Raw genomic sequence first — 22,364 nt, 5'->3', positions numbered from 1 at the left:
GGAAACGACGCGAATTCGCGCCAGATGGCCGATGCCGGGCGCAAGCGCCCGGCAAATATAGCCTAGAGCAGTTGCGCCAGACGATTCAAATCGGACTGAATCGCTCCGGCAGTCACGTCCCGGCCGGCGCCCGGTCCGCGGATCACCAGCGGATTATCGCGGTACCAGCGGCTTTCGATGGCAAACACATTGTCGCAGGGCAGCAGCGACGCCAGCGGATGGTCGTCCCGTACCGCCTCAACGCCGACGCGCGCCTTACCGTTGCTGTCAAAGCGGGCGATATAGCGCAGGACCAGCCCCATCTCCCTGGCCGCTTCCAGCCGCTGCAGCATCTGCTGGTTCAGCGACTCGCTGTCGTCAAAGAACTGATCGATCGACCCCTCTTCTCCCCCCGGCGGCACCAGCGATTCCACCCGCACCTGATCGGGCTCAATGTCATACCCCGCCTCACGCGCCAGAATCACCAGCTTGCGCTTCACATCCTGACCGGACAGATCCACTCGCGGATCGGGTTCGGTCAGCCCCTGCTGCCAGGCCTGATCAAGCAGATCGGTGAACGGCACGCTGCCGTCAAACTGCAGGAAAAGCCAGGAGAGCGTACCGGAGAAAATACCGCTGATGGATAAGATCGTATCGCCGCTTTCGCGCAAATCGCGCACCGCGTGGTTGACCGGCAGACCGGCGCCTACCGTGGCGTTATACAGCCAGTGGCGGCCCGTTTTAGCAAACGCGTCGCGGATCTGCCGGTAGTTATCGCCGCCCGAGGCGCCCGCCAGCTTGTTGGCGCTGATAACATGAAAGCCATAGCTGGCGAAATCAAGGTAGAGATCGGCTATCGCCGGGCTGGCCGTGACGTCGAACACCACCAGATCATCAAATGGATGGGCGCGCATCCACAGGAAAAGATCCTCCCCGTCCCGCTCCTGCGCTTCCGCTTCAAAGCTGGACAGTACTTTATCGACATCCAGTCCGTCATAGCTCAGCAAGCTGCGGTTACTGTCCACCACGCCGGCCAGAATGAATTCAAAGCCGGTACGGGCGGAAAGGTTCGTCTGTTCACGGGCGAACAGTTCAAGCCAGCGCGAGCCGATATTGCCTTTACCAAACACGATCAGACCGATCCGTTTTTCCGCGCGAAACAACGAATGATGCAGGCCGCGAATTAGGTGTTCGGTCGGCCCCACGCGCAGCACCGCCACCAGGCTGATGGCATCCTCAGACTGCCAGACAAACTCCACCGGCTGGTCTTTCAGCTGCTGGTAGAAACGGTGGCTGTGCAGCGGATTGTTGCCGACGCCGGCCCCGACCACGGCCACCAGCGCCAGTCCTTCCCGCACGCTAAGCCGACCGGGCAACGCCGCCTGTTCCAGCAGTTGCCTGGCGCTGTCCACCACTTCTGCGGTGTAGCACAGCTGCAGCAGGTTACGATCCGGGTGGATGCCGACCGCCAGCGGCTTAATTTGCGAACGCTGCGCCAGCTGACGAATTTCGCTGTGCGCCTGAGAAAAGTCATAGCGCTCATCAATCTGCACATCAATCAGGCAGACCTCATCGTGGCTGGTGACGATTCTGGCGCCGGTGCCCGAGGCCAGTACGCGTTCAATGCGGGTCGAGCCCTGCTCCGCCTCATAACTGCAGCGCAACTGCAGGTTAATGCCGCTGCCGGAAACCGGCTGGAGAGTACGCGCATGCAGCACCGGCGCGGCCAGACGCGCCAGTTCGCTGGCCTCATCCAGACGCAGCAGCGGCAGCAGGCAGGCATCTTTCACTTTACGCGGATCGGCGCTGTATACCCCGGCCACATCGCTCCAGATGGTGACATCTTCAACGCCCGCCAGGGCGCCGATCTGAGTGGCCGAGTAGTCGCTGCCGTTGCGCCCGAGCAGCACCGTTTCTCCGGCGTTATTGCGGCAGATGAAGCCGGTCACCACCAGACGTTGTCCGGGATGCTGCGCCAGCATTTGCTGCAGCAGCGGGCGGGAGGCGGCCTCGTCGACCTGCGGCTGCGCTGCGCGTTCGGCGCGCAAAAACTCGCGCGCGTCCAGCCAGGAAGAGTGGATATCCAGATGATTCAGCAGCGCGGACATCAGGCGCGCCGACCAGATTTCGCCGTGCCCGACCACTTCGGCGTATACGGCCTCGGTGATCTTACCGTCCAGCAACGCGGCCAGACGTTCGAGATCGAAAATAAAGGCCTGGATTAAAGGTTCCGCCAGCGGCGCCGGCAGCAGGCCGGCGATCAAGTCGCTCTGATAACGGCGTAAAGCCTGCTGCACCTGGTGACCGGACAGACGATCGGTCTGGCTCAGCTTCAACCAGCTAATCAGTTGGTTAGTGGTGCTGCCCGCGGCGGAAACCACCATCAGATCGCCCGGCTGGCTGTATTCGGCCATAATGCCGGCGACTCGCTGATAGCACTTCACATCCGCGAGGCTGCTGCCACCAAATTTATGCAGCTGACGCCCTGCGCCCCCCAATACACTCATGCTTACCCCCTGGCTGCAATCTGAAACGCCTGATCCAGATCCGCTATTAAATCATCACTGTCTTCAATACCGGTAGAGATACGCAATAAGGTTTCGGAAATACCCGCGGCGGCGCGGGCCTCCGGCGCCATACCGGCATGCGTCATGGTCGCCGCATGGGAAATCAGGCTTTCCACTCCGCCCAGCGATTCCGCCAGGGTGAATAACGTCAGCGACTCTACAAAGCGGCGCAGCGCCGCTTCATCGCCCTGCAGTTCAAAGCTCAGCATCGCGCCGAAGCCGGACTGCTGACGGCGCGCGATCTCATGCCCGGGATGCGAGGGTAAAGACGGATGATAGAGTTTTTTCACCAGCGGCTGAGTCTGCAGATACTCCACCAGGCACTGCGCATTCTTCTGCGCCGCCGCCATGCGCGGCGCCAGCGTACGCAGCCCGCGCAACAGCAGATAACTGTCGAACGCCGCGCCGGTCACCCCGATGTTATTCGCCCACCAGGCCAGTTCCGTCACGAGTTCAGGATCTTTGGCGATTACCGCGCCGGCCACCACATCCGAGTGGCCGTTCAAATATTTGGTGCAGGAGTGCACCACCAGATCGGCGCCCAGCGACAGCGGCTGCTGCAGCGCCGGACTGAGGAAGGTGTTGTCCACCACGGCCAGCGCGCCCGCGGCGTGCGCGGCGCGGCAGATCGCGGCGATATCCACCACACGCAGCAGCGGGTTGCTGGGGCTTTCGATCAGCACCAGCTTCGGTTTTTCGGCCAGCGCGGCCGCCAGCGCGTTTTCATCGCTCTGATCGACGAAAACCACGCGGTAAGCGCCGCGCTTGCTCAGGCTGTCAAATAGCCGATAGCTGCCGCCGTAGCAGTCATGCGGCGCGACCAGCACATCGCCGGGACGCAAAAATACGGTGCAGACCAGCAGGATCGCCGACATACCGGAACTGGTCATCACCGAACCGGCGCCGCCTTCCAGCTCCGCCAGCGCCCGCTGCACCACGTCGCGCGTAGGATTGCCGCGCCGTGAGTAATCATGCGCGCGCGGCTGATTAAAACCGGTAAAGTTATAGGTGCTGGAGAGGTGGATAGGTGGAACAACGCAGCCATATTGTTCATCATTATTTAAACCGCTGCGAACTGCTATCGTGGCCTGTTTACGCGTCATCTGCTTTTTCCTGACTGGGACAGCTGAAGAGTTGAAATGAGAGGCTCAAGAGTAAACCGGGTTTTTATAGACGTCAATACATCTGGACATCTAAACTTCTTTGCGTATAGATTGAGCGTCAGCGTAATAACCGTTAGAATTGTATTCATTTCATGACAAACGTTGTTTTCATAACGACAAAATCTTTTAAGGTATCCTCATGGCTGAGTGGAACGGCGAATATGTCAGTCCTTATGCTGAACACGGTAAGAAAAGCGAGCAGGTAAAAAAAATTACGGTATCCATTCCGTTAAAAGTGCTGAAGATCCTCACTGACGAACGTACCCGCCGCCAGGTGAACAACCTGCGCCATGCGACTAACAGTGAACTCTTATGCGAAGCTTTCCTGCACGCCTTTACCGGTCAGCCGCTACCCAATGATGAAGATTTGCGCAAAGAACGCAATGATGAAATTCCGGAAGAGGCCAAAATCATTATGCGGCAGATGGGAGTCGATCCCGATACCTGGGAATACTGACGCACACTGCCCGGCATTAAGCGGGGAGCCGGCTGCAATTTTCGCGCGGGGATAATTGATTGCCGTTATCAGCTGACGCGCGGGCGACCGCAGAGGCGGTTTTCCCCGCGGCGCACAGACAAAAAAAGCACCCCGAAAGGTGCTTTTTCTTTACCGCAGCAGCGAAACTTATTTTTTGCTGCTCGGCAGGCTGAAACGCTTGTTGAAGCGCTCAACACGACCGCCGGTATCAACGACACGCTGTTTACCAGTGTAGAACGGATGGCAAGCGCCGCAAACGTCCAGGTTCAGGTCATGGCCCACGGTAGAATGGGTTTTGATAACATTACCGCAAGAGCAAGTTGCAGTAACTTCAACATAATTCGGGTGAATACCTTGTTTCATGGGAAACCTCTGTTTAAGGCCGTGTCGCTATCCAGCCCTGTTCCGCCAGACACCACACGATATTGAATGAGTAGTTCATTACGCAAAATGCATAATGGCGGCGAATCATACAGAAATTCGCGCGTCTATGCAATCGGCCGACACATTGTTGTCAACACCATGTACACTAGCGCCTTGCCTTATTAGCCGGAGATGTCATGTCTGTCGCTCAGGTCGCGCTGCCGGTGCCGCTGGCACGCGCTTTCGATTATCTGATCCCCCCCGGAATATCCGTCCAGCCCGGCGTGCGCGTCAGGGTGCCGTTCGGTCCGCGCAAGGCGATCGGTATCGTCACCGCCCTCAGCGAGCGCAGCGATCTGCCGCGCGAACAGCTCAAACCCATCAACGCGGCGCTGGATACTCAGCCGCTGTTTCCGCCCAGCCTGTGGCGTATTCTGCTATGGGCCGCCGATTACTATCATTACCCGTTAGGCGAAGTGCTATTTCATGCGCTGCCGATCCTGCTGCGTCAGGGGAAACCGGCGCACAAAGCGCCGCTCTGGCAGTGGTTCGCCACGGAACAGGGGCGCGCCACGCCGCTTAACGCGCTGAAACGCGCGCCGAAACAGCAGCAGGCGCTGGCGGCCCTGCTACAGGCTCCGCTGTACCGCCACCAGGTCGGCGAGAGCGGCATAACGGAGGCCATTTTGCAGGCGCTGCGCAGCAAAGGACTGTGCGAACTGCGCGCCTGCGAGCAAGACGTCAGCGACTGGCGCGCCGCCTTCAGCGTTCAGGGCGAGAGGCTACGGTTGAATACCGAACAGGCCACCGCCACCGGGGCGATCCGCAGCGAAGACGACCATTTCGCCGCCTGGCTGCTGGCCGGGGTAACCGGTTCCGGCAAGACCGAAGTGTACCTCAGCGCGCTGGAAAACGTGCTGGCGCAGGGGCGACAGGCGCTGGTGCTGGTGCCGGAAATCGGCCTGACGCCGCAGACCATCGCCCGCTTTCGCGAGCGTTTCAACGCGCCGGTCGATGTACTCCACTCCGGCCTCAACGACAGCGAACGCCTCGCCGTCTGGCTGCGCGCCCGCAACGGCGAGAACGCCATCGTGATCGGTACGCGTTCCGCGCTGTTCACCCCATTCGCCCGGCCGGGCATCATCGTGATCGACGAGGAGCACGACGGCTCCTATAAACAGCAAGAGGGCTGGCGCTATCACGCCCGCGACCTGGCCGTGTTTCGCGCCCGCGAGGAAGATATTCCGGTGGTGATGGGGACGGCCACGCCGGCGCTGGAAACGCTATACAACGTCAGTATCGGCAAATATCGTCAGCTAAAGCTCAACAAACGCGCCGGCAACGCCAGCCTGGCCCGACAGCATATCGTGGATTTAAAGGGACTGGCGCTGACCTCCGGCCTCTCGCAACCGCTGATCAAACGGCTGCAGCACCATCTGAACGCCGGCAATCAGGCCATTCTGTTTCTTAACCGCCGCGGCTTCGCGCCGGCGCTGTTGTGCCACGAATGCGGTTGGATCGCCGAATGCCCGCGCTGCGACCATTACTACACGCTGCATCAACAGCAGCATCATTTGCGCTGCCACCACTGCGACGGCCAGCGTCCGGTGCCGCATCAGTGCCCGCAATGCGGCTCCACCAATCTGGTGCCGGTCGGACTGGGCACGGAAAAACTGGAACAGGAGCTGGCGCCGCTATTTCCTCAGGTGCCGATTACCCGCATCGACCGCGACACCACCAGCCGCAAAGGCGCGCTCGAACAGCAGCTGGCGCAGGTACATCTCGGCGGCGCCCGTATCCTGATAGGCACGCAGATGCTGGCGAAAGGACACCATTTCCCGGACGTAACGCTGGTCGCGCTGCTGGATGTCGACAGCGCTCTGTTTTCCGCCGACTTTCGCGCCGCCGAACGTTTCGCTCAGCTGTATACGCAGGTCTCCGGCCGCGCCGGGCGAGCCGGTAAGGCCGGCGAGGTCGTGCTGCAGACCCACCACCCGGAACATCCGCTGCTGCAAATCCTGCTGCATCAGGGTTACGACGCCTTCGCCAGCCAGGCGCTCAGCGAGCGCCAGAGCGTACTGCTGCCGCCATACACCAGCCATATACTGTTCCGGGCGGAAGACCACGACAACCAACAGGCGGCGCTGTTTCTGCAGCAGTTGCGCAATCTGTTGCAGGCCAGCCCGCTGCAGGATGACGACCTGTGGGTGCTCGGCCCGGTACCTGCGCTGCAGCCTAAGCGCGCCGGCCGTTTTCGCTGGCAGCTGCTGTTGCAGCACCCTTCGCGCGCGCGCCTGCAGCGGCTGGTGACGGCTACGCTGGCGCTGGTCGATACCCTGCCGCAGACGCGAAAAGTAAAATGGGTGCTGGATGTCGATCCGCTCGACGGTTAGCCCGACGGGCACAGATTGCGAGCGGGTTCTAAAGAATGATATTGATCACACCCTTTCTGCAAATTAAGTAACAAAAATAGCACGCGATCTGTTAAGACTAAGCGGAAAAAGGCCGTATTCTTACCGTCAGGAATCTGTCGCCCTCTGCGGAAACCACCAACCCATGCCTGATCATGATTTAGCAGCCTGACACTGGCGCAAGGAGAAACGCGTTGGAACAAAAGAAAAAAAACGCCACGGCGACGATGAAAGACGTTGCCGACCAGGCTGGCGTTTCAACTGCAACCGTATCCCGGGCGTTGACCAACCCGGATAAAGTCTCCGCCCAGACGCGGCAAAAAGTAGAGCAGGCCGCGCTGTCGGTGGGCTACTCGCCGCACGTTTTGTCGCGCCATCTCAAACGCAACGAGTCGCACACGATCCTGGTGATCGTGCCGGATATCTGCGATCCGTTTTTTTCCGAGATGATCAGAGGCATTGAGGAAATCGCCGCCGAGCGCGGCTATCTGGTGCTGATCGGCGACTGCGCCCACCAACATCAGCAGGAAAAAACCTTTGTCAACCTGCTGCTGGCCAAACAGATCGACGGCATGCTGCTGCTCGGTTCGGACCTGCCGTTTGATGCCAGCAAAGAAGAACAGCACAATCTGCCGCCGATGGTGATGGCGAATGAGTTCGCGCCGGAGCTGGAGCTGCCCACCGTGCACATCGATAACCTGACTGCCGCCTTCGATGCGGTGCACTATTTGCAGAAGCTGGGCCATCAGCGCATCGCCTGTATCGCCGGGCCGGACAGCATGCCGCTGAGCCAGTATCGTCTGCAGGGCTATATTCAGGCGCTGCGCCGCAGCGCGCTGACCATCGATAACCAGTATATTTATCACGGCGAGTTCAGTTACGAAACCGGCGCGCGCGGGCTGGCCGCGCTGATGTCTCATCCGCGCCCGCCGACCGCCATTTTCTGCCACAACGATATTATCGCCCTGGGCGCGATGTCGCAGGCAAAGAAAATGGGGCTGGATATCCCGCGCGATCTGTCGCTGATAGGGTTCGACGATATTATTCAGGCGCAATACTGCTATCCGCCGTTAACCACGGTGGTACATCCCCGTTATCAAATCGGCAGGGAAGCTATGCTATTGTTACTGGATCAATTACAGGGCGACTCCGTTTCTGGCACCGGTTCGCGGCTATTGGCCAGCGAACTGAAAGTACGCGGCAGCACGGCGATTCCTAAAAGGAGCGTTTGACCGGCTTTAGGAATTCAGGTGCTGGTCAAATATTTTAGGGTTCAGTAACATGCCATCTCAATTATCTTATTTTCATACATAGCGAAACGACAGTGGCACAAAGAGACTATGTCAGCCGGGGGCGTTCTTCAGGCGCACGCCGCAAAAAAACCACCAGCCGAAGAAAGAAAAGCGCATCGGGCACCTCTAAAACGATGGTGGCGCTGGCCGTCGCCGTGCTGGTGACGTTTGTCGGCGGGTTATGGTTTATTGCGCACAACAAGCCGGAAGAAACGCCGGTGTTGCCGCGTCAGGGCGCCCATACCGGCAACGGATTGCCACCGAAGCCGGAAGAGCGCTGGCGCTATATTAAAGAGCTGGAAAATCGCCAGCCCGGCATTACCGTGCCGACCGAGCCCTCCTCCGGCGGAGAGCCGCAGTCGCAGGCCCAGCTCACCGAGGAACAACGTCAGTTGCTGGCGCAAATGCAGTCCGATATGCAGCGCCAGCCGACGCAGCTGGCAGAAGTGCCTTACAACGATCAAAGCCAGGTGCCGCGTTCCCAGGTGACGATCAAGCCGCCGGTCAACACGGCGCAAACGCCGGTGCAAAACGTACCGGCCGCGCCGCCGCGCACACCGCCGGTAGCGGCGCAAAAACCCGTCCAGACGGCCAAAACCGAGCCGGCTAAACAGCCGGAAAAAGAGAAAGCGCAGCGCTGGCTGGTACAGTGCGGATCGTTTAAAACGATGGAACCCGCGGAGTCGGTGCGCGCTCAGTTGGCGTTCGCCGGGGTGGAAAGCCGCATTACGTCAAACGGCGGCTGGAACCGGATTATGCTCGGCCCGTACGCTAACCGGGCGGCGGCGGACAAAATGCTGTCGCGTCTGAAAGGCATTGGCGCATCGAACTGTATCCCTCTCGCCAGTGGGGGTTGAAAAACCCGACGGCCCGCCCCATTTATAAAATCAACATGCCCCGCACAAAATGCGGGGGCCTTTTTTTCGGCAACGGGGACCTACTCGTGACAACAATCGTAAGTGTACGCCGCAACGGCCATGTGGTCATTGGCGGTGATGGTCAGGCTACGCTGGGAAATACCGTAATGAAAGGCAACGTACGTAAGGTGCGTCGCCTGTACAACGATCAGGTTATTGCCGGCTTCGCCGGGGGAACGGCGGACGCCTTCACGCTGTTCGAACTTTTTGAACGCAAGCTGGAAATGCATCAGGGTCATCTGGTCAAAGCCGCGGTTGAACTGGCGAAAGACTGGCGTACCGATCGCATGCTGCGTCGCCTGGAAGCCCTGCTGGCCGTGGCGGATGAAAACGCATCGTTGATCATTACCGGTAACGGCGATGTCGTTCAGCCGGAAAACGATCTGATTGCGATTGGCTCCGGCGGCCCTTATGCGCAGGCCGCGGCCCGCGCCTTACTGGAAAACACCGAACTGAGCGCCCGGGAAATCGTCGAGAAGTCGCTGGGGATCGCCGGTGATATCTGTATTTACACCAATCAGTTCCACACGATTGAAGAATTAGCCTCCAGGGCGTAAGGATCACTATATGTCTGAAATGACCCCGCGCGAAATAGTTAGCGAACTTGACAGCTATATCATCGGCCAGGATAAAGCCAAACGAGCGGTAGCGATCGCGCTGCGCAACCGCTGGCGCCGTATGCAGCTTGATGAAACGCTGCGTCACGAAGTCACGCCGAAGAACATTCTGATGATTGGCCCGACCGGCGTCGGTAAGACCGAAATCGCCCGTCGTCTGGCCAAACTGGCCAACGCGCCGTTTATCAAAGTGGAAGCCACCAAATTTACCGAAGTGGGCTATGTGGGTAAGGAAGTGGATTCTATTATCCGCGACCTGACCGATGCCGCCGTCAAGATGGTGCGCTATGAGTCGATTGAGAAGAACCGGAACCGCGCGGAAGAGCTGGCGGAAGACCGTATTCTCGATGTACTGATCCCGCCGGTTAAGAACAACTGGGGTCAGCCGGAAACGGCCCAGGAGCCGTCCACCGCCCGCCAGGCGTTCCGCAAAAAACTGCGGGAAGGCCAGCTGGACGATAAAGAAATCGAGATCGATCTGGCCGCGGCGCCGGTTGGCGTCGAAATCATGGCGCCTCCGGGTATGGAAGAGATGACCAACCAGCTGCAGTCGATGTTCCAGAATCTGGCAGGTCAAAAACAGAAAGCGCGCAAGGTAAAAATCAAAGAGGCGTTTAAGCTGCTGGTGGAAGAAGAAGCGGCCAGGCTGGTTAATCCCGAAGAGCTGAAACAGCAGGCGATTGAGTCGGTGGAACAGCACGGCATCGTGTTTATCGATGAGATCGATAAAATCTGTAAACGCGGCGAAACCTCCGGCCCGGACGTTTCGCGCGAAGGGGTGCAGCGCGACCTGCTGCCGCTGGTGGAAGGCTGCACCGTTTCCACTAAACACGGCATGGTAAAAACGGATCATATTCTGTTTATCGCTTCCGGCGCCTTCCAGGTGGCCAGCCCGTCCGATCTGATCCCTGAGCTGCAGGGCCGTTTGCCGATCCGCGTTGAGCTGCAGGCGCTGACGACGGAAGATTTTGAGCGTATTCTGACCGAACCGAGCGCCTCGCTGACCGAGCAGTACAAAGCGCTGCTGGCGACCGAAGGCGTTAACGTCGAGTTCACCGCGGACGGTATTCGCCGCATTGCGGAAGCGGCCTGGCAGGTTAACGAACGCACGGAAAACATCGGCGCGCGTCGACTGCATACGGTGCTGGAACGGTTGATCGAGGACATCTCTTACGATGCCAGCGAAATGAACGGACAAACGGTGACGATTGACGCAGAATACGTACGTAGTCACCTGGATGAATTAGTAGCGGATGAAGATCTGAGCCGATTCATCTTATAATCCGCGGTGCGGAACGCATATACCCTAAATAATTCGAGCTGCAGGAAAGCCAGCGTATCCTGCGGCATGGCGGGTATAAATGGAGAGGCCCGACGGATTTCAGGCGGCGGATGGCGGCAAACCCGCACGCCGCAGCGTGAAAACAACGGGATAAAACAGCGGGAGGCCAAATATGCCTCCCGTTTTTGTTTAAGGTGCCGCTATTATTGAGCCGTTTCCTTTTTCATTACACTGAAGCATACCATGACCCAATCGACCCAAAGCAGAACAACCAAAGCCTGGCTTGATAGTCTGCGGCCACGCACACTGCCGCTGGCTTTTGCTTCCATCGTCACCGGTTCGGCCATCGCAAACTGGCACGGCAGCTTTAAACTATCGGTCGCCGCGCTGGCGCTGCTGACTGCGGGTTTACTGCAGATCCTGTCTAATCTGGCGAACGATTACGGCGATGCGGTGAAAGGCAGCGATACGAAAGAACGCATTGGGCCGCTGCGCGGTATTCAGACCGGCGCCATTACCCTGGCGCAGTTAAAACGCGCGCTGATGGTCACGGTCGCGCTAACCGTTATCTCCGGCGTTTCGCTGGTGGTCGTCGCCTGCGAGAAGCCGGCCGATATTATCGGCTTTCTGGTGCTCGGGCTGTTAGCCATTGTGGCCGCCATCACCTACACCGTCGGCAATAAGCCTTACGGCTACATTGGGCTGGGCGATATTTCCGTACTGATATTCTTCGGCTGGCTCAGCGTGGCCGGCACCTACTATCTGCAAACCGGTCACTTCGACAGCGTGGTGATGCTGCCGGCCACCGCCTGCGGCCTGCTGGCCACCGCGGTGTTGAATATCAATAACCTGCGCGATATTGACAACGACCGCCTCAGCGGCAAGAACACGCTGGCCGTGCGCCTCGGCGCCAGAAAAGCGCGCTGCTATCACAGCGCTCTGCTGCTCGGCGCGCCGCTGTGCCTCGGGCTGTTCGCCCTGTTTTATCTGCACCACTGGGCCGGCTGGCTGTTTCTGCTGGCGATCCCGCTGCTGCTGCAACAGGCGCGCTACGTTCTGCGCGAAACCAGCGCCATCAGCATGCGGCCGATGCTGGAAAAAACGGTGAAGGGCGCGCTGCTGACCAATATCCTGTTCGCGGTCGGCGTCGTGCTGAGCTAAGCGCCGGCGCCCGGTTTACTGATGCGCGTCAAGGTAACAAGTGATGATTTTGCCAACAACCGGCAGAAAGGGATATACTCAACTCCCCAGCAGCCACTCTGATCAACGTAAATCCTATGAAATACGATACTTCCGAACTGTGCGATATTTATCACGAAGAGGTGAATGTTGTTGAACCTCTGTTCTCTAACTTTGGCGGACGTACTTCATTTGGTGGGCAAATCACCACGGTGAAATGTTTTGAAGACAATGGACTGCTTTACGATCTGCTCGAAGAAAACGGCATCGGACGGGTGCTGCTAGTCGACGGCGGCGGCTCAGTGCGGCGCGCGCTGATTAACGCCGAGCTGGCGCGTCTGGCGGTGCAAAACGAGTGGGAAGGCATCGTGGTGTACGGCGCGGTGCGCCAGGTCGACGATCTGGAAGAACTCGATCTCGGCATTCAGGCCATGGCCGCCATTCCGGTCGGCGCCGCCAGCGAAGGCGTGGGCGAAAGCGATATCCGCGTCAACTTTGGCGGCGTAACGTTCTTCTCCGGCGACCACCTATACGCGGACAACACCGGCATCATCCTGGCCGAAGAGCCGCTGGATATAGAGTAACCTCGCGCAGGTGCGGTAAGGCGCGCGGCATGCGCGTCGCGGCAACGACGGACGGCTGTTCTTCAGGCGTGGGGGAACGGCGGACAGGATGTTTATCGGCGCGATGAGCGATACGCCACGGCCGGCGTGACGCGACAAGCATAGACGGGCAGGTCGGCATAACCTGCCCGGCGTAAAATTAAACTTCTTCCATCTTACCCAGTAGCGCGCGCAGGCGCTCCTGCCAGGCCCCCTGCTCTTCTTTCAGCTGTTCGTTTTCGCGCACCAGGGTTTCACGACGGCCTGCCGCATCCTGAACTTCCTGCGACAGCGTATTGTTCTTCTCTTTTAGCTCTTCAATTTCCATTTGCAACAGCGTGATAGTATCAATCGCCTGCTGTACTTTCGCTTCCAGCTTTTCAAACACTTCAAATGACATTCTTCAAACCCCTATATTCGCAAGGCATCAATCGGTTAACGCTGATAACAAGTGCTACCGTCGCAGTGTAAGCACACCTCAAACCGGCGGCCTTTCCATACGCCTTATGGCATACCTGATTACAGGATTGTATGTAGCCAGTCCATTGCTGTCTAGCAGACATCCCGTACAACGATGAATCTGTCATCATTTCCCCCCAGGCGCTATCAGTACAACCCGAAAAATACCGCGCATCGGGTCTGCCGCCGTCCATCGTTGTGCATAAAGCCTTTTTCCCGCCGACCGGCGCGTAATAACGCGTATTCGCTCGCTTTCATGACAAGCAACACACATTTTCATTGCGATATTTCTCGTTTGCGCGCATTAACGATAAATTCACATCACAGATACATCTAAACCGGATGACGACACCCGCGCCTCTGGTGATCCACGGCAGGTGTCGTAAGCTGATCGCAAACATCCGACAGGACGACATGATGAACCCGGAAAAAAAATACATAGTCGCTCTCGATCAGGGCACAACCAGCTCCCGCGCCGTGATATTGGATCATGACGCCAATATCATCAGCGTGTCGCAGCGCGAGTTTACCCAGATCTACCCGAAGGCCGGCTGGGTGGAGCACGACCCGATGGAAATCTGGGCCTCGCAGAGCGCCACGCTGGTCGAAGCGTTGGCCAGGGCGGATATCCGATCCGATGAAATCGCGGGCATCGGCATTAGCAATCAGCGGGAAACGACCATCGTCTGGGAAAAAAAGAGCGGCAGACCGATCTATAACGCCATCGTCTGGCAGTGCCGCCGCACCGCCGAAATCTGCCAACAACTGAAAAAAGACGGGCTGGAGGAGTATGTGCGCCGTACCACCGGCCTGGTTATCGACCCCTACTTCTCCGCCACCAAGGTTAAATGGATCCTGGATCACGTGCAGGGCGCGCGTGAACGGGCGCAACGCGGCGAACTGCTGTTCGGCACCATCGACAGCTGGCTGATCTGGAAAATGACCCAGGGGCGCGTGCACGTTACGGATTACACCAACGCCTCCCGCACTATGCTGTTTAATATCCATACCCTGGAATGGGACGAGAAAATGTTACAGGTACTGGATATCCCGCGCGCCATGCTGCCGGAAGCGCGCCCCTCGTCCGAAATCTACGGCCAAACCAATATCGGCGGTAAAGGCGGGACGCGCATCCCCGTTGCCGGCATTGCCGGCGATCAGCAGGCCGCGCTGTATGGCCATTTGTGCGTACACCCCGGCATGGCTAAGAACACCTATGGGACCGGCTGCTTCCTGCTGATGAGCACCGGCCGGGAAGCCGTGCGGTCGAAACACGGCCTGCTGACCACCATCGCCTGCGGCCCGCGCGGGGAAGTGAACTACGCGCTGGAAGGCGCTGTATTTATCGGCGGCGCCTCGATTCAGTGGCTGCGTGACGAACTGAAGCTGATTAATGACGCCGCGGACTCCGAGTATTTCGCCGGCAAAGTCGCGGACACCAACGGCGTTTATGTCGTGCCGGCCTTTACCGGGCTGGGCGCGCCCTACTGGGATCCCTACGCGCGCGGCGCCATTCTCGGCCTGACCCGCGGCGTAAACGCCAACCACATCATTCGCGCCACGCTGGAATCCATCGCCTGGCAAACCCGCGATGTGCTCGACGCCATGCAGGCCGACGCCAATACCCGTCTGCGGGCGCTGCGCGTGGACGGCGGCGCGGTCGCCAACAATTTTCTGATGCAGTTTCAATCGGATATTCTCGGCGCCCGGGTGGAGCGCCCCGCCATGCGTGAAGTCACGGCGCTGGGCGCCGCCTTCCTGGCGGGTCTGGCGACCGGCTTCTGGAGCGATCTGGATGAAGTAAAGAACAAAACGTCCATCGAGCGCGAATTCCGGCCCGGGATCGAAACCGTTGAACGAGACTACCGCTATCGAGGCTGGCAAAAGGCCGTCGCCCGCGTGCGCAGCTGGGAAGATCACGATGAGTAATCCGTCGCCTGACGGTATCGCGCAGTCAGGCTTACGCCGCGCCAGACGCCGCCAGAGACACTGGCTGCAGGCGCAAGGAAATATACAGGAACTGCTTTGCGTGGCGTTAGCGCGAACTTCGGTCAATCCCGATGCCTTCGGTTCGGGCGACGAACAAACCTGCCGGGAGCGGATTTAAACGCCGCTGGCGGCGATTAAAGGGAAACATGTTACGCCGTGATGTTACCCATAGCGCGCCGCCATTACGTCTATACCCAAAATAATTCGAGTTACAGGACAAAACGTTATCCTTTGTAACAACGCCACGCGTTGGCCCCAGATGGGCGCAGCGTATGAATGCGATCCGTAAGACGGCAAGCGAAGGACGAATTCGTCGGCAACGAATTTGCCCGACCAACGGCTGACCGGCGGAGAAAGGCAGAATGTCGCTCATCAATCCCAAGGAGCTGACGCGGGTACGCAATTCGGGCGACGAATTCGTCGGGAGCGGATTTGAACGCCGCTGGCGGCGGCCCGGCAAGGGCGAGCCCCTGGGCCGGGGCGAATAATTGAGCGCAGCCAACGCACCAGCAGCCTGAAGTCTATATCCAAAATAATTCGAGTTGCGGCAAGGCGGCGACACAGCGACGAATCGTCGGCAACGGATTTACCCGGCCAACGGCTGACCGGCGGTGAGAGGCAGGATGCCGCTCATCAATCCCGATGAGCTGACGCGGGTATGCGATTCGGACGACAAATCCGTCGGGAGCGGATTTGAACGCCGCTGGCCGCGGCCCGGCAAGAGCGAGCCCCATAGATGGGAGTAACAAAGCCAACGCACCTGCAACTTGCAGTATGCAGGATATATACCCGCCATACTTCAGGCTGCAGATACATTGGCCGTCCTGCCACTCGCATTATTTAAAATATACCCGCCGTCCACTCTGCCAATGTTAATTACCCGACCGACACGTAACAAGATCAAGGATTGCCGCCCAAATTATCGGCGCCGCACTTCACCGCCGGCAGCTGAATGAATTTACTCGTCTAAAACAAAGCCGCCGGTTAAATATCGCCATGCACGGAACGCCGCCCGACACGGCACTAACCGGCAAACCCGGCGCCGGTCAGTCACCGAATGTCAGGCCGATCACGTTACCAGTAACATCTTTTTTTAACACTATTTACAGTGACTTTGTTCACAAAACAGAGAGGGAAAAGCAGGTCTTATATTCAGCGAATTGATAGCTATTGCCTGAATAATTCGAGCGGCCAGAAGGTCTTCCCCCTCCGGCAAGCAGAAGTTTATTAACGATAACGCGCTGATCATTCCGCCGCGACGAATGGCGGTCGGCAATATTTATTGCCCGGAAAGCCTCAGCAATATTTAACCCGGCGCCACCGCTTCTCACTTATTTATGCGGCCAGTGGTAACGAAATAAAACGATCTTATACGAATTTAATGACTCAACGGGTATTCATGATGACAACGAAAAAACTGGCGGTTAAGCGTTGGTGGTATTTGATGCCAATCATCTTCATTACCTATAGTCTGGCCTATCTTGATCGGGCCAACTATGGTTTCGCGGCGGCGTCCGGTATCGAGCTGGATTTAGGCATCACTAAGGGCGTCTCTTCGTTAATTGGCGCGCTGTTCTTTCTGGGCTATTTTTTCTTCCAGGTGCCCGGCGCCATCTATGCGGTCAAGCGCAGCGTCAGAAAACTGATTTTCTGTAGCCTGATTTTGTGGGGCATCTGCGCCGCCGCAACCGGCATGGTCACCAATATCCCGGCGCTGATGGCGATCCGCTTCGTGCTGGGCGTGGTGGAGGCCGCGGTGATGCCGTCCATGCTGATCTATATCAGTACCTGGTTTACCCGCGAAGAGCGGTCGCGGGCCAACACCTTCCTGATTCTGGGCAACCCGGTGACGGTGTTGTGGATGTCTATTGTCTCCGGCTATCTGATTAACGCCTGGGGCTGGCGCGAAATGTTTATCATCGAAGGGATCCCGGCCGTTATCTGGGCGCTGTGCTGGTGGGTGCTGGTGCGGGATAAACCCGCCGACGTCGCCTGGCTGAGCGCGCAGGAAAAAGCCGATCTGCAGGCCGCGATGGATCGCGAACAGCAGGCGATCAAACCGGTGCGCAACTACGGCGAAGCGCTGCGTTCGCGCAACGTGGTGATGCTGTGCAGCGTCCATGCGCTTTGGAGCATCGGCGTCTATGGCTTCATGATGTGGATGCCGTCCATTATCAAATCCGCGGCCTCGATGGATATCGTATCGGTCGGCTGGCTGGCCGCCCTGCCTTATTTTGCCGCCATTACGGCGATGCTGGGCGTCTCCTGGCTGTCGGATAAAATGCAAAACCGTAAGCTGTATATCTGGCCGCTGCTGCTGCTCGCATCCGCCGCATTCTTTACTTCTTACACCATCGGCAACCACAATTTCTGGCTTTCCTACGCCCTGCTGGTGGTCGCGGCCGCCTGCATGTATGCGCCTTATGGTCCATTCTTTGCGCTGATCCCTGAGCTGCTGCCGAAAAACGTGGCGGGTGTATCGATCGGTCTGATCAACAGCTTCGGCGCGCTGGGCGCTTTCCTCGGCGCCTGGCTGGTAGGCTACCTGAACGGGCTGACCGGCAACCCCAGCCTGTCGTACAGCTTTATGGCCGCCGCCCTGCTGCTGTCGGTGGTGTTGATGATTAAGGTTAACGCGCCGGCGCGGGAAACACGCGCCGTCCCGCCGCTGGCCGGCAAGAAAAGCCTGAATTAATCGAGCGCATGCCCCGCGCAGGCTGCCGCAACGGCCTGGGCGGGGCGAACCCGCCGCACGCCCGCGCTGGCGGCGCAAACACCTTTACGCCCCTCACCCCGCTCTGTGATAAAATTCCCGCCCACACATTCTCTCCCCACTCCATAAAGACAGGTTATCCATGAAACGTGAATTAGCCATTGAGTTCTCACGCGTCACAGAAGCCGCCGCGCTGGCGGGTTATAAGTGGCTGGGCCGCGGTAATAAAAATGCAGCGGATGATGCGGCCGTTCAGGCCATGCGCATCATGCTCAATCAGGTCAATATCAACGGTCAAATAGTCATCGGCGAAGGCGAAATCGATGAAGCCCCCATGCTGTTTATCGGCGAACAGGTCGGCACCGGCAACGGCGCCGCCGTTGATATCGCCGTCGATCCCATTGAAGGCACGCGCATGACCGCCATGGGCCAGGCCAACGCGTTGGCCGTGCTGGCCGTCGGCGAAAAAGACAGCTTCCTGCACGCGCCGGACATGTATATGGAAAAACTGATCGTCGGCCCGCAGGCCAAAGGCGCGATCGACCTCAATCTGCCGCTGGAAGACAATCTGCGCAATGTCGCGCGTCAGACCGGCAAGCCGCTGAACCAGCTGACCGTGATCACGCTGGCCAAACCGCGCCACGACGATATCATCGCGCAAATGCAGCAGTTAGGCGTGAAGGTCTTCGCCATTCCCGACGGCGACGTGGCCGCATCCATCCTGACCTGCATGCCGGATAGCGAAGTCGACGTGCTGTATGGCATCGGCGGCGCGCCGGAAGGCGTTATTTCCGCTGCGGTAATCCGCGCGCTGGACGGCGATATGCAGGGCCGTCTGCTGGCGCGTCATCTCGTTAAGGGCGATACTGAAGAGAACCGACGCATCGGCGAGCAGGAACTGGCGCGCTGCCAGCAGATGGGTATCCAGGCCGGTACGGTTCTGCGTCTGGACGATATGGCCCGCAATGATAACGTGGTCTTCTCCGCCACCGGCATTACCAAAGGCGATCTGCTGGAAGGCATTTCCCGCAACGGCAATATCGCCAGCACGGAAACGTTGTTGATCCGCGGCAAATCACGCACCATCCGCCGCATTCGCTCCACCCATTACCTTGATCGTAAAGATCAGGCGCTGCATGATTTCCTGCTTTAAGTTCGTTATGTTTCACACTTGTTAAAACATAGCGTATCTTATTACCCGGTCAACCAGACCGGGTAATAATGATATGACAGGAGCATCAAACTATGGCTGAGTGGGTGAACGGTAAGATTGTTCAGGTGGAAAGCTGGACAGAGAGTCTGTTTAGTATTCGGGTCCATGCGCCGATAGCCCCCTTTACCGCCGGTCAATATGCCAAGCTCGGGCTGGAAATTGACGGCGAACGCATTCAGCGCGCCTATTCTTATGTCAACGCCCCCAGCGACGAGAGCCTTGAGTTCTATCTGGTCACCGTGCCGGAAGGGAAACTCAGTCCGCGGCTGCATGCGCTGCGCCCCGGCGACGAATTGATGATCACCCGGGATTCCGCCGGTTTCTTTGTGCTGCAAGAGGTGCCGCCGTGCGACACGCTGTGGATGCTGGCGACGGGCACCGCCATCGGCCCGTTTTTATCCATTCTGCAGGAAGGCAAAGATTTGGAGCGTTTCCGGCACATCGTGCTGGTGCACGCCGCCCGCTTCGCGCGCGATCTCAGCTACCTGCCGCTAATGCAACAGCTACAGCAGCGCTATCACGACAAGCTGCGCATCCAGACGGTGGTCAGCCGGGAAGAGGCGGCCGGCTCGCTGACCGGGCGCGTTCCGGCGCTGATTGAAAGCGGGGCGCTGGAAGCGGCTGTCGGTCTGCCGCTAAACTCGGAAACCGGCCACGTTATGTTGGCCGGCAACCCGCAGATGGTGCGGGATACTCAGGTGATGCTGAAAGAGCAGCGCCAGATGGCCAGGCACCTGCGCCGTCGCCCTGGCCATATCACCAGCGAAAATTACTGGTAACAACGTACGGCTTCAGGGGCGGAACCGCACCGGTTTCGCCTCCGGCCCGAAGCGGTTATCGCCGGCGGTGCCGGTAAATATGCCGCAGTCCAGCAGCATCATCACCATAATCAGCGTGGGCACGAAACGCCCAATACCCCACTGCCAGAGCGGCGCCAGCATCTGCCAGTTGCCGGCCAGCAGCAACCACGCCAGCACCAGCAACAGCGCCCACCAGCCGGCTTTATTGCGGTCGTGCAGCCGTTTGACCAACACGGCCGCCGTCGGCCAGAGCGAGAATACGATCACGAACGCCGCCGATTGAGTATCCAGCCAGTTCTGCCCGGCCAGCGTAAACATCAGTATCAACAATACCAGCCAGACGCCCATCCAAATCCAGAAATCCCGGCGCCCAATACGACCTTTAAATGAAAAGCACCACTGCTGCAGGCTCATCGGACTCATCCCTTTCGTTTAGCGCTATCTTTGCCGCCTGCGCACAGTCTATCTTATTCGCACCCGTTTGCCTGCTCCCCTGAGATCACGCAGGGCAACGGCCGTCACAATCGGTTAGAATAAGCGCCATAATGCAGACAGCATCCGCTAAAATAATGGTTTTCGCCGCTCAGCAGGATGACGACGCGCCGGCCGCAGCCGGAGAGTGATGATTGCGGTAACATATTTCCGGCGGCGCGCCGCTTTCCGGGCGCGCCCGCTTAGCCAAAGGAACCCGGATCCTCAATGAGAAAAAACATTGTCGCCCTGTCGATGCTCGCCGTATCGTTTTTGTGCTTATCTCCCGCGCCCGCCGCGCCAGGCGATCAACGCGAGCCGCCGGTGGCGCCTTATCTGCAGGCCGGCGCGCCGACGTTCGATCTGTCGATCGTTCAGTTCCGCACCCGCTTTAATCTGAACAATCCCGCGTTGCCGATTGAAGAATTTCAGGTGGTGGACACCGGCAATACCACCTTACCGCTGACCTTTGCCGCCAGTAAGATTAATCAATATCTCTACGCGTCGACGGCGCTGGAAAAAGGCACCGGCAAGATCAAAACCATGCAGATTACCTTTTTGCCCCAGGCCGAGATCGAGGGGAAAAACGCCGGCCGGGCGCTGGCGGTGAGTTATATGTCCGCCTTGCTGCGTCTGTTCTCGCCCGCGCTATCCGTTGAACAAAGCGAGCAAAAGGTGAACGAAACGCTGGAAAAAGGCAAAGGCGCGCGCTTTTACCAGCAGGCCGACGGCGCCATTCGCTATGTTGTGGCAGATAACGGCGAAAAAGGGCTAACTTTTGCTGTTGAACCGATTAAGCTAACGCTATCTGAACCCTGAGCCGGCATATTATTGACGAAAACCCGAGCCTCGGCGACATTTCATCTCTATACTGTGGGCAGGTTATACTGTCCGGCAGACAGTAAAAATATTGACTGGTCGAATATTGACTGACTCGCTATTCCAGCAGGAGGAAACAAAACATGCGACGTCCATTAGTTATGGGTAACTGGAAACTGAACGGCAGCACTCACATGGTTAACGAACTGATTGCCGCACTGCGCAAAGAAGTCAGCGCGATCGACGGCTGCGATATCGCCATTGCGCCGCCGGAAGTCTATCTGGATCTGGCGAAACACGAACTGGCCGGCAGCCGTATCGCGCTGGGCGCACAGAACGTCGACGTTAATCTGTCCGGCGCCTTCACCGGTGAAACCTCTGCCGCCATGCTGAAAGACATCGGCGCGACCCATATCATCATCGGCCATTCAGAACGCCGTACCTATCACAAAGAAAGCGACGAATTCATCGCCAAAAAATTTGGCGTACTGAAAGAAGCGGGTCTGACTCCGGTACTGTGCATCGGTGAAACCGAAGCCGAAAACGAAGCCGGCCAGACCGAAGCCGTATGCGCTCGTCAGCTGGACGCGGTACTGAATACGCTGGGCGCGAAAGCTTTTGAAGGCGCAGTAGTCGCCTATGAACCTATCTGGGCCATCGGTACCGGCAAATCCGCTACGCCGGCGCAGGCTCAGGCCGTGCACAAATTCATCCGTGGCCACATCGCCAAACAGGATGCTAACGTTGCCGCTCAGGTCACCATCCAGTACGGCGGTTCGGTTAATGCGGGCAACGCAGCAGAGCTGTTCACTCAGCCGGATATCGACGGCGCCCTGGTTGGCGGCGCGTCACTGAAAGCCGATGCCTTTGCCGTTATCGTGAAAGCCGCTGCTGCCGCTAAACGCGGCTAAGCATAGCCGTCAGAAATGCGGGTATCGCGCCTGCTGACAACCTGTAGTGGCCGATAACCCGTATTCCTTGTAGATCCCCGCCTGCGCGGGGATGACGGACGCCGGAATATCCATCGGCAGCCTGAAGGGCATTTCCCAT

21 protein-coding genes are annotated in these 22,364 nt (G+C 58.4%); 16 read left to right on the top strand and 5 right to left on the bottom strand.

From position 1 onward, the window contains the following. Positions 1 to 62 precede the first annotated feature (62 nt). Together FJU30_RS16530 and metB are read right to left on the bottom strand one after the other, a co-directional pair. The gene (locus FJU30_RS16530) at positions 63 to 2,486 is read right to left on the bottom strand and encodes a bifunctional aspartate kinase/homoserine dehydrogenase II (RefSeq protein WP_150436077.1); all 2,424 of its coding nucleotides are present in this window, start codon (positions 2,484 to 2,486) and stop codon (positions 63 to 65) included. 2 nt (positions 2,487 to 2,488) lie between these two features. Further along, positions 2,489 to 3,649 (bottom strand): cystathionine gamma-synthase, encoded by a 1,161-nt coding sequence (metB, locus tag FJU30_RS16525; RefSeq protein WP_150436076.1) that lies wholly within the window; start codon positions 3,647 to 3,649, stop codon positions 2,489 to 2,491. 199 nt (positions 3,650 to 3,848) lie between these two features. Here metB and metJ point away from each other — a divergent pair, with 199 nt between their 5' ends. Continuing rightward, positions 3,849 to 4,166 (top strand): met regulon transcriptional regulator MetJ, encoded by a 318-nt coding sequence (gene metJ / locus FJU30_RS16520; RefSeq protein ID WP_150436075.1) that lies wholly within the window; start codon positions 3,849 to 3,851, stop codon positions 4,164 to 4,166. Between the two features lie 168 nt (positions 4,167 to 4,334). On the opposite strand, the gene rpmE is transcribed toward metJ, so the two are convergent. Next, on the bottom strand, positions 4,335 to 4,550 hold the full coding sequence (rpmE, locus tag FJU30_RS16515; protein WP_150436074.1) for a 50S ribosomal protein L31: 216 nt from the start codon (positions 4,548 to 4,550) through the stop codon (positions 4,335 to 4,337). A 197-nt stretch (positions 4,551 to 4,747) separates the two neighbouring features. On the opposite strand from rpmE, the gene priA reads away from it, so the two are divergent. The 7 genes from priA to rraA all read left to right on the top strand — a co-directional run bounded on the left by priA (position 4,748) and on the right by rraA (position 12,832). Then, on the top strand, positions 4,748 to 6,943 hold the full coding sequence (gene priA, locus FJU30_RS16510) for a primosomal protein N' (protein ID WP_150436073.1): 2,196 nt from the start codon (positions 4,748 to 4,750) through the stop codon (positions 6,941 to 6,943). Positions 6,944 to 7,155: 212 nt separating this feature from the next. Further along, positions 7,156 to 8,193, top strand: a complete 1,038-nt coding sequence (cytR, locus tag FJU30_RS16505) for a DNA-binding transcriptional regulator CytR (protein WP_150436072.1) — start codon at positions 7,156 to 7,158, stop codon at positions 8,191 to 8,193. Positions 8,194 to 8,285: 92 nt separating this feature from the next. Continuing rightward, the gene (gene ftsN / locus FJU30_RS16500; protein ID WP_150436071.1) at positions 8,286 to 9,110 is read left to right on the top strand and encodes a cell division protein FtsN; all 825 of its coding nucleotides are present in this window, start codon (positions 8,286 to 8,288) and stop codon (positions 9,108 to 9,110) included. A gap of 86 nt (positions 9,111 to 9,196) precedes the next feature. Then, positions 9,197 to 9,727: an ATP-dependent protease subunit HslV gene (hslV, locus tag FJU30_RS16495; protein WP_150436070.1), complete on the top strand. Its 531-nt coding sequence runs from the start codon at positions 9,197 to 9,199 to the stop codon at positions 9,725 to 9,727. 10 nt (positions 9,728 to 9,737) lie between these two features. Continuing rightward, positions 9,738 to 11,069, top strand: coding sequence for an HslU--HslV peptidase ATPase subunit (gene hslU / locus FJU30_RS16490; RefSeq protein WP_150436069.1), 1,332 nt, complete (start codon positions 9,738 to 9,740; stop codon positions 11,067 to 11,069). A gap of 243 nt (positions 11,070 to 11,312) precedes the next feature. Next, entirely contained in the window at positions 11,313 to 12,230 is a 918-nt protein-coding gene (locus FJU30_RS16485; RefSeq protein ID WP_150436068.1) for a 1,4-dihydroxy-2-naphthoate polyprenyltransferase, read from the top strand. A gap of 116 nt (positions 12,231 to 12,346) precedes the next feature. Continuing rightward, positions 12,347 to 12,832, top strand: a complete 486-nt coding sequence (rraA, locus tag FJU30_RS16480) for a ribonuclease E activity regulator RraA (protein ID WP_150436067.1) — start codon at positions 12,347 to 12,349, stop codon at positions 12,830 to 12,832. 178 nt (positions 12,833 to 13,010) lie between these two features. Here the strand turns inward: rraA and zapB are convergent, their stop codons facing one another. Then, complete coding sequence (gene zapB, locus FJU30_RS16475; protein ID WP_150436066.1) at positions 13,011 to 13,250, bottom strand: septal ring assembly protein ZapB; 240 nt, start codon at positions 13,248 to 13,250, stop codon at positions 13,011 to 13,013. A 476-nt stretch (positions 13,251 to 13,726) separates the two neighbouring features. Here zapB and glpK point away from each other — a divergent pair, with 476 nt between their 5' ends. From glpK to fpr, 6 genes are all read left to right on the top strand, one after another. Further along, positions 13,727 to 15,238, top strand: a complete 1,512-nt coding sequence (gene glpK / locus FJU30_RS16470) for a glycerol kinase GlpK (RefSeq protein WP_150436097.1) — start codon at positions 13,727 to 13,729, stop codon at positions 15,236 to 15,238. After that, on the top strand, positions 15,231 to 15,416 hold the full coding sequence (locus FJU30_RS16465) for a hypothetical protein (protein WP_150436065.1): 186 nt from the start codon (positions 15,231 to 15,233) through the stop codon (positions 15,414 to 15,416). Before glpK ends, FJU30_RS16465 begins: the two co-directional genes overlap by 8 nt. Before the next feature lie 244 nt (positions 15,417 to 15,660). After that, positions 15,661 to 15,786, top strand: coding sequence for a hypothetical protein (locus tag FJU30_RS27470; protein ID WP_263406733.1), 126 nt, complete (start codon positions 15,661 to 15,663; stop codon positions 15,784 to 15,786). Positions 15,787 to 16,697: 911 nt separating this feature from the next. After that, a complete protein-coding gene (locus tag FJU30_RS16455) occupies positions 16,698 to 17,993 on the top strand; it encodes an MFS transporter (RefSeq protein ID WP_150436064.1) in 1,296 nt (431 codons plus the stop codon). Between the two features lie 160 nt (positions 17,994 to 18,153). Next, entirely contained in the window at positions 18,154 to 19,164 is a 1,011-nt protein-coding gene (gene glpX, locus FJU30_RS16450) for a class II fructose-bisphosphatase (RefSeq protein ID WP_150436063.1), read from the top strand. Between the two features lie 92 nt (positions 19,165 to 19,256). Continuing rightward, positions 19,257 to 20,003, top strand: coding sequence for a ferredoxin--NADP(+) reductase (gene fpr, locus FJU30_RS16445; protein ID WP_150436062.1), 747 nt, complete (start codon positions 19,257 to 19,259; stop codon positions 20,001 to 20,003). A gap of 12 nt (positions 20,004 to 20,015) precedes the next feature. On the opposite strand, the gene FJU30_RS16440 is transcribed toward fpr, so the two are convergent. Beyond that, positions 20,016 to 20,438, bottom strand: coding sequence for a DUF805 domain-containing protein (locus FJU30_RS16440; RefSeq protein WP_150436061.1), 423 nt, complete (start codon positions 20,436 to 20,438; stop codon positions 20,016 to 20,018). 285 nt (positions 20,439 to 20,723) lie between these two features. On the opposite strand from FJU30_RS16440, the gene FJU30_RS16435 reads away from it, so the two are divergent. Beyond that, positions 20,724 to 21,314: a DUF1454 family protein gene (locus FJU30_RS16435; protein ID WP_150436060.1), complete on the top strand. Its 591-nt coding sequence runs from the start codon at positions 20,724 to 20,726 to the stop codon at positions 21,312 to 21,314. A 143-nt stretch (positions 21,315 to 21,457) separates the two neighbouring features. Further along, a complete protein-coding gene (gene tpiA, locus FJU30_RS16430; protein WP_150436059.1) occupies positions 21,458 to 22,225 on the top strand; it encodes a triose-phosphate isomerase in 768 nt (255 codons plus the stop codon). The last annotated feature ends 139 nt before the right edge of the window (positions 22,226 to 22,364 follow it).

It is taken from the genome of Affinibrenneria salicis (assembly GCF_008710095.1).
Note: the sequence above shows the minus strand (reverse complement) of the source record. Positions and strands in the feature narration are given on the sequence as shown.

What these genes read in the sequence shown, in the direction of transcription:
- zapB (WP_150436066.1), bottom strand. Translation starts at nt 13,250, where the DNA reads ATGTCATTTGAAGTGTTTGAAAAGCTGGAAGCGAAAGTACAGCAGGCG.
- fpr (WP_150436062.1), top strand. Translation starts at nt 19,257, where the DNA reads ATGGCTGAGTGGGTGAACGGTAAGATTGTTCAGGTGGAAAGCTGGACA.
- FJU30_RS16455 (WP_150436064.1), top strand. Translation starts at nt 16,698, where the DNA reads ATGATGACAACGAAAAAACTGGCGGTTAAGCGTTGGTGGTATTTGATG.
- rpmE (WP_150436074.1), bottom strand. Translation starts at nt 4,550, where the DNA reads ATGAAACAAGGTATTCACCCGAATTATGTTGAAGTTACTGCAACTTGC.
- FJU30_RS16465 (WP_150436065.1), top strand. Translation starts at nt 15,231, where the DNA reads ATGAGTAATCCGTCGCCTGACGGTATCGCGCAGTCAGGCTTACGCCGC.
- FJU30_RS27470 (WP_263406733.1), top strand. Translation starts at nt 15,661, where the DNA reads ATGTCGCTCATCAATCCCAAGGAGCTGACGCGGGTACGCAATTCGGGC.
- hslU (WP_150436069.1), top strand. Translation starts at nt 9,738, where the DNA reads ATGTCTGAAATGACCCCGCGCGAAATAGTTAGCGAACTTGACAGCTAT.
- priA (WP_150436073.1), top strand. Translation starts at nt 4,748, where the DNA reads ATGTCTGTCGCTCAGGTCGCGCTGCCGGTGCCGCTGGCACGCGCTTTC.
- metB (WP_150436076.1), bottom strand. Translation starts at nt 3,649, where the DNA reads ATGACGCGTAAACAGGCCACGATAGCAGTTCGCAGCGGTTTAAATAAT.
- FJU30_RS16485 (WP_150436068.1), top strand. Translation starts at nt 11,313, where the DNA reads ATGACCCAATCGACCCAAAGCAGAACAACCAAAGCCTGGCTTGATAGT.
- glpX (WP_150436063.1), top strand. Translation starts at nt 18,154, where the DNA reads ATGAAACGTGAATTAGCCATTGAGTTCTCACGCGTCACAGAAGCCGCC.
- tpiA (WP_150436059.1), top strand. Translation starts at nt 21,458, where the DNA reads ATGCGACGTCCATTAGTTATGGGTAACTGGAAACTGAACGGCAGCACT.
- rraA (WP_150436067.1), top strand. Translation starts at nt 12,347, where the DNA reads ATGAAATACGATACTTCCGAACTGTGCGATATTTATCACGAAGAGGTG.
- metJ (WP_150436075.1), top strand. Translation starts at nt 3,849, where the DNA reads ATGGCTGAGTGGAACGGCGAATATGTCAGTCCTTATGCTGAACACGGT.
- FJU30_RS16435 (WP_150436060.1), top strand. Translation starts at nt 20,724, where the DNA reads ATGAGAAAAAACATTGTCGCCCTGTCGATGCTCGCCGTATCGTTTTTG.
- FJU30_RS16440 (WP_150436061.1), bottom strand. Translation starts at nt 20,438, where the DNA reads ATGAGCCTGCAGCAGTGGTGCTTTTCATTTAAAGGTCGTATTGGGCGC.
- glpK (WP_150436097.1), top strand. Translation starts at nt 13,727, where the DNA reads ATGAACCCGGAAAAAAAATACATAGTCGCTCTCGATCAGGGCACAACC.
- FJU30_RS16530 (WP_150436077.1), bottom strand. Translation starts at nt 2,486, where the DNA reads ATGAGTGTATTGGGGGGCGCAGGGCGTCAGCTGCATAAATTTGGTGGC.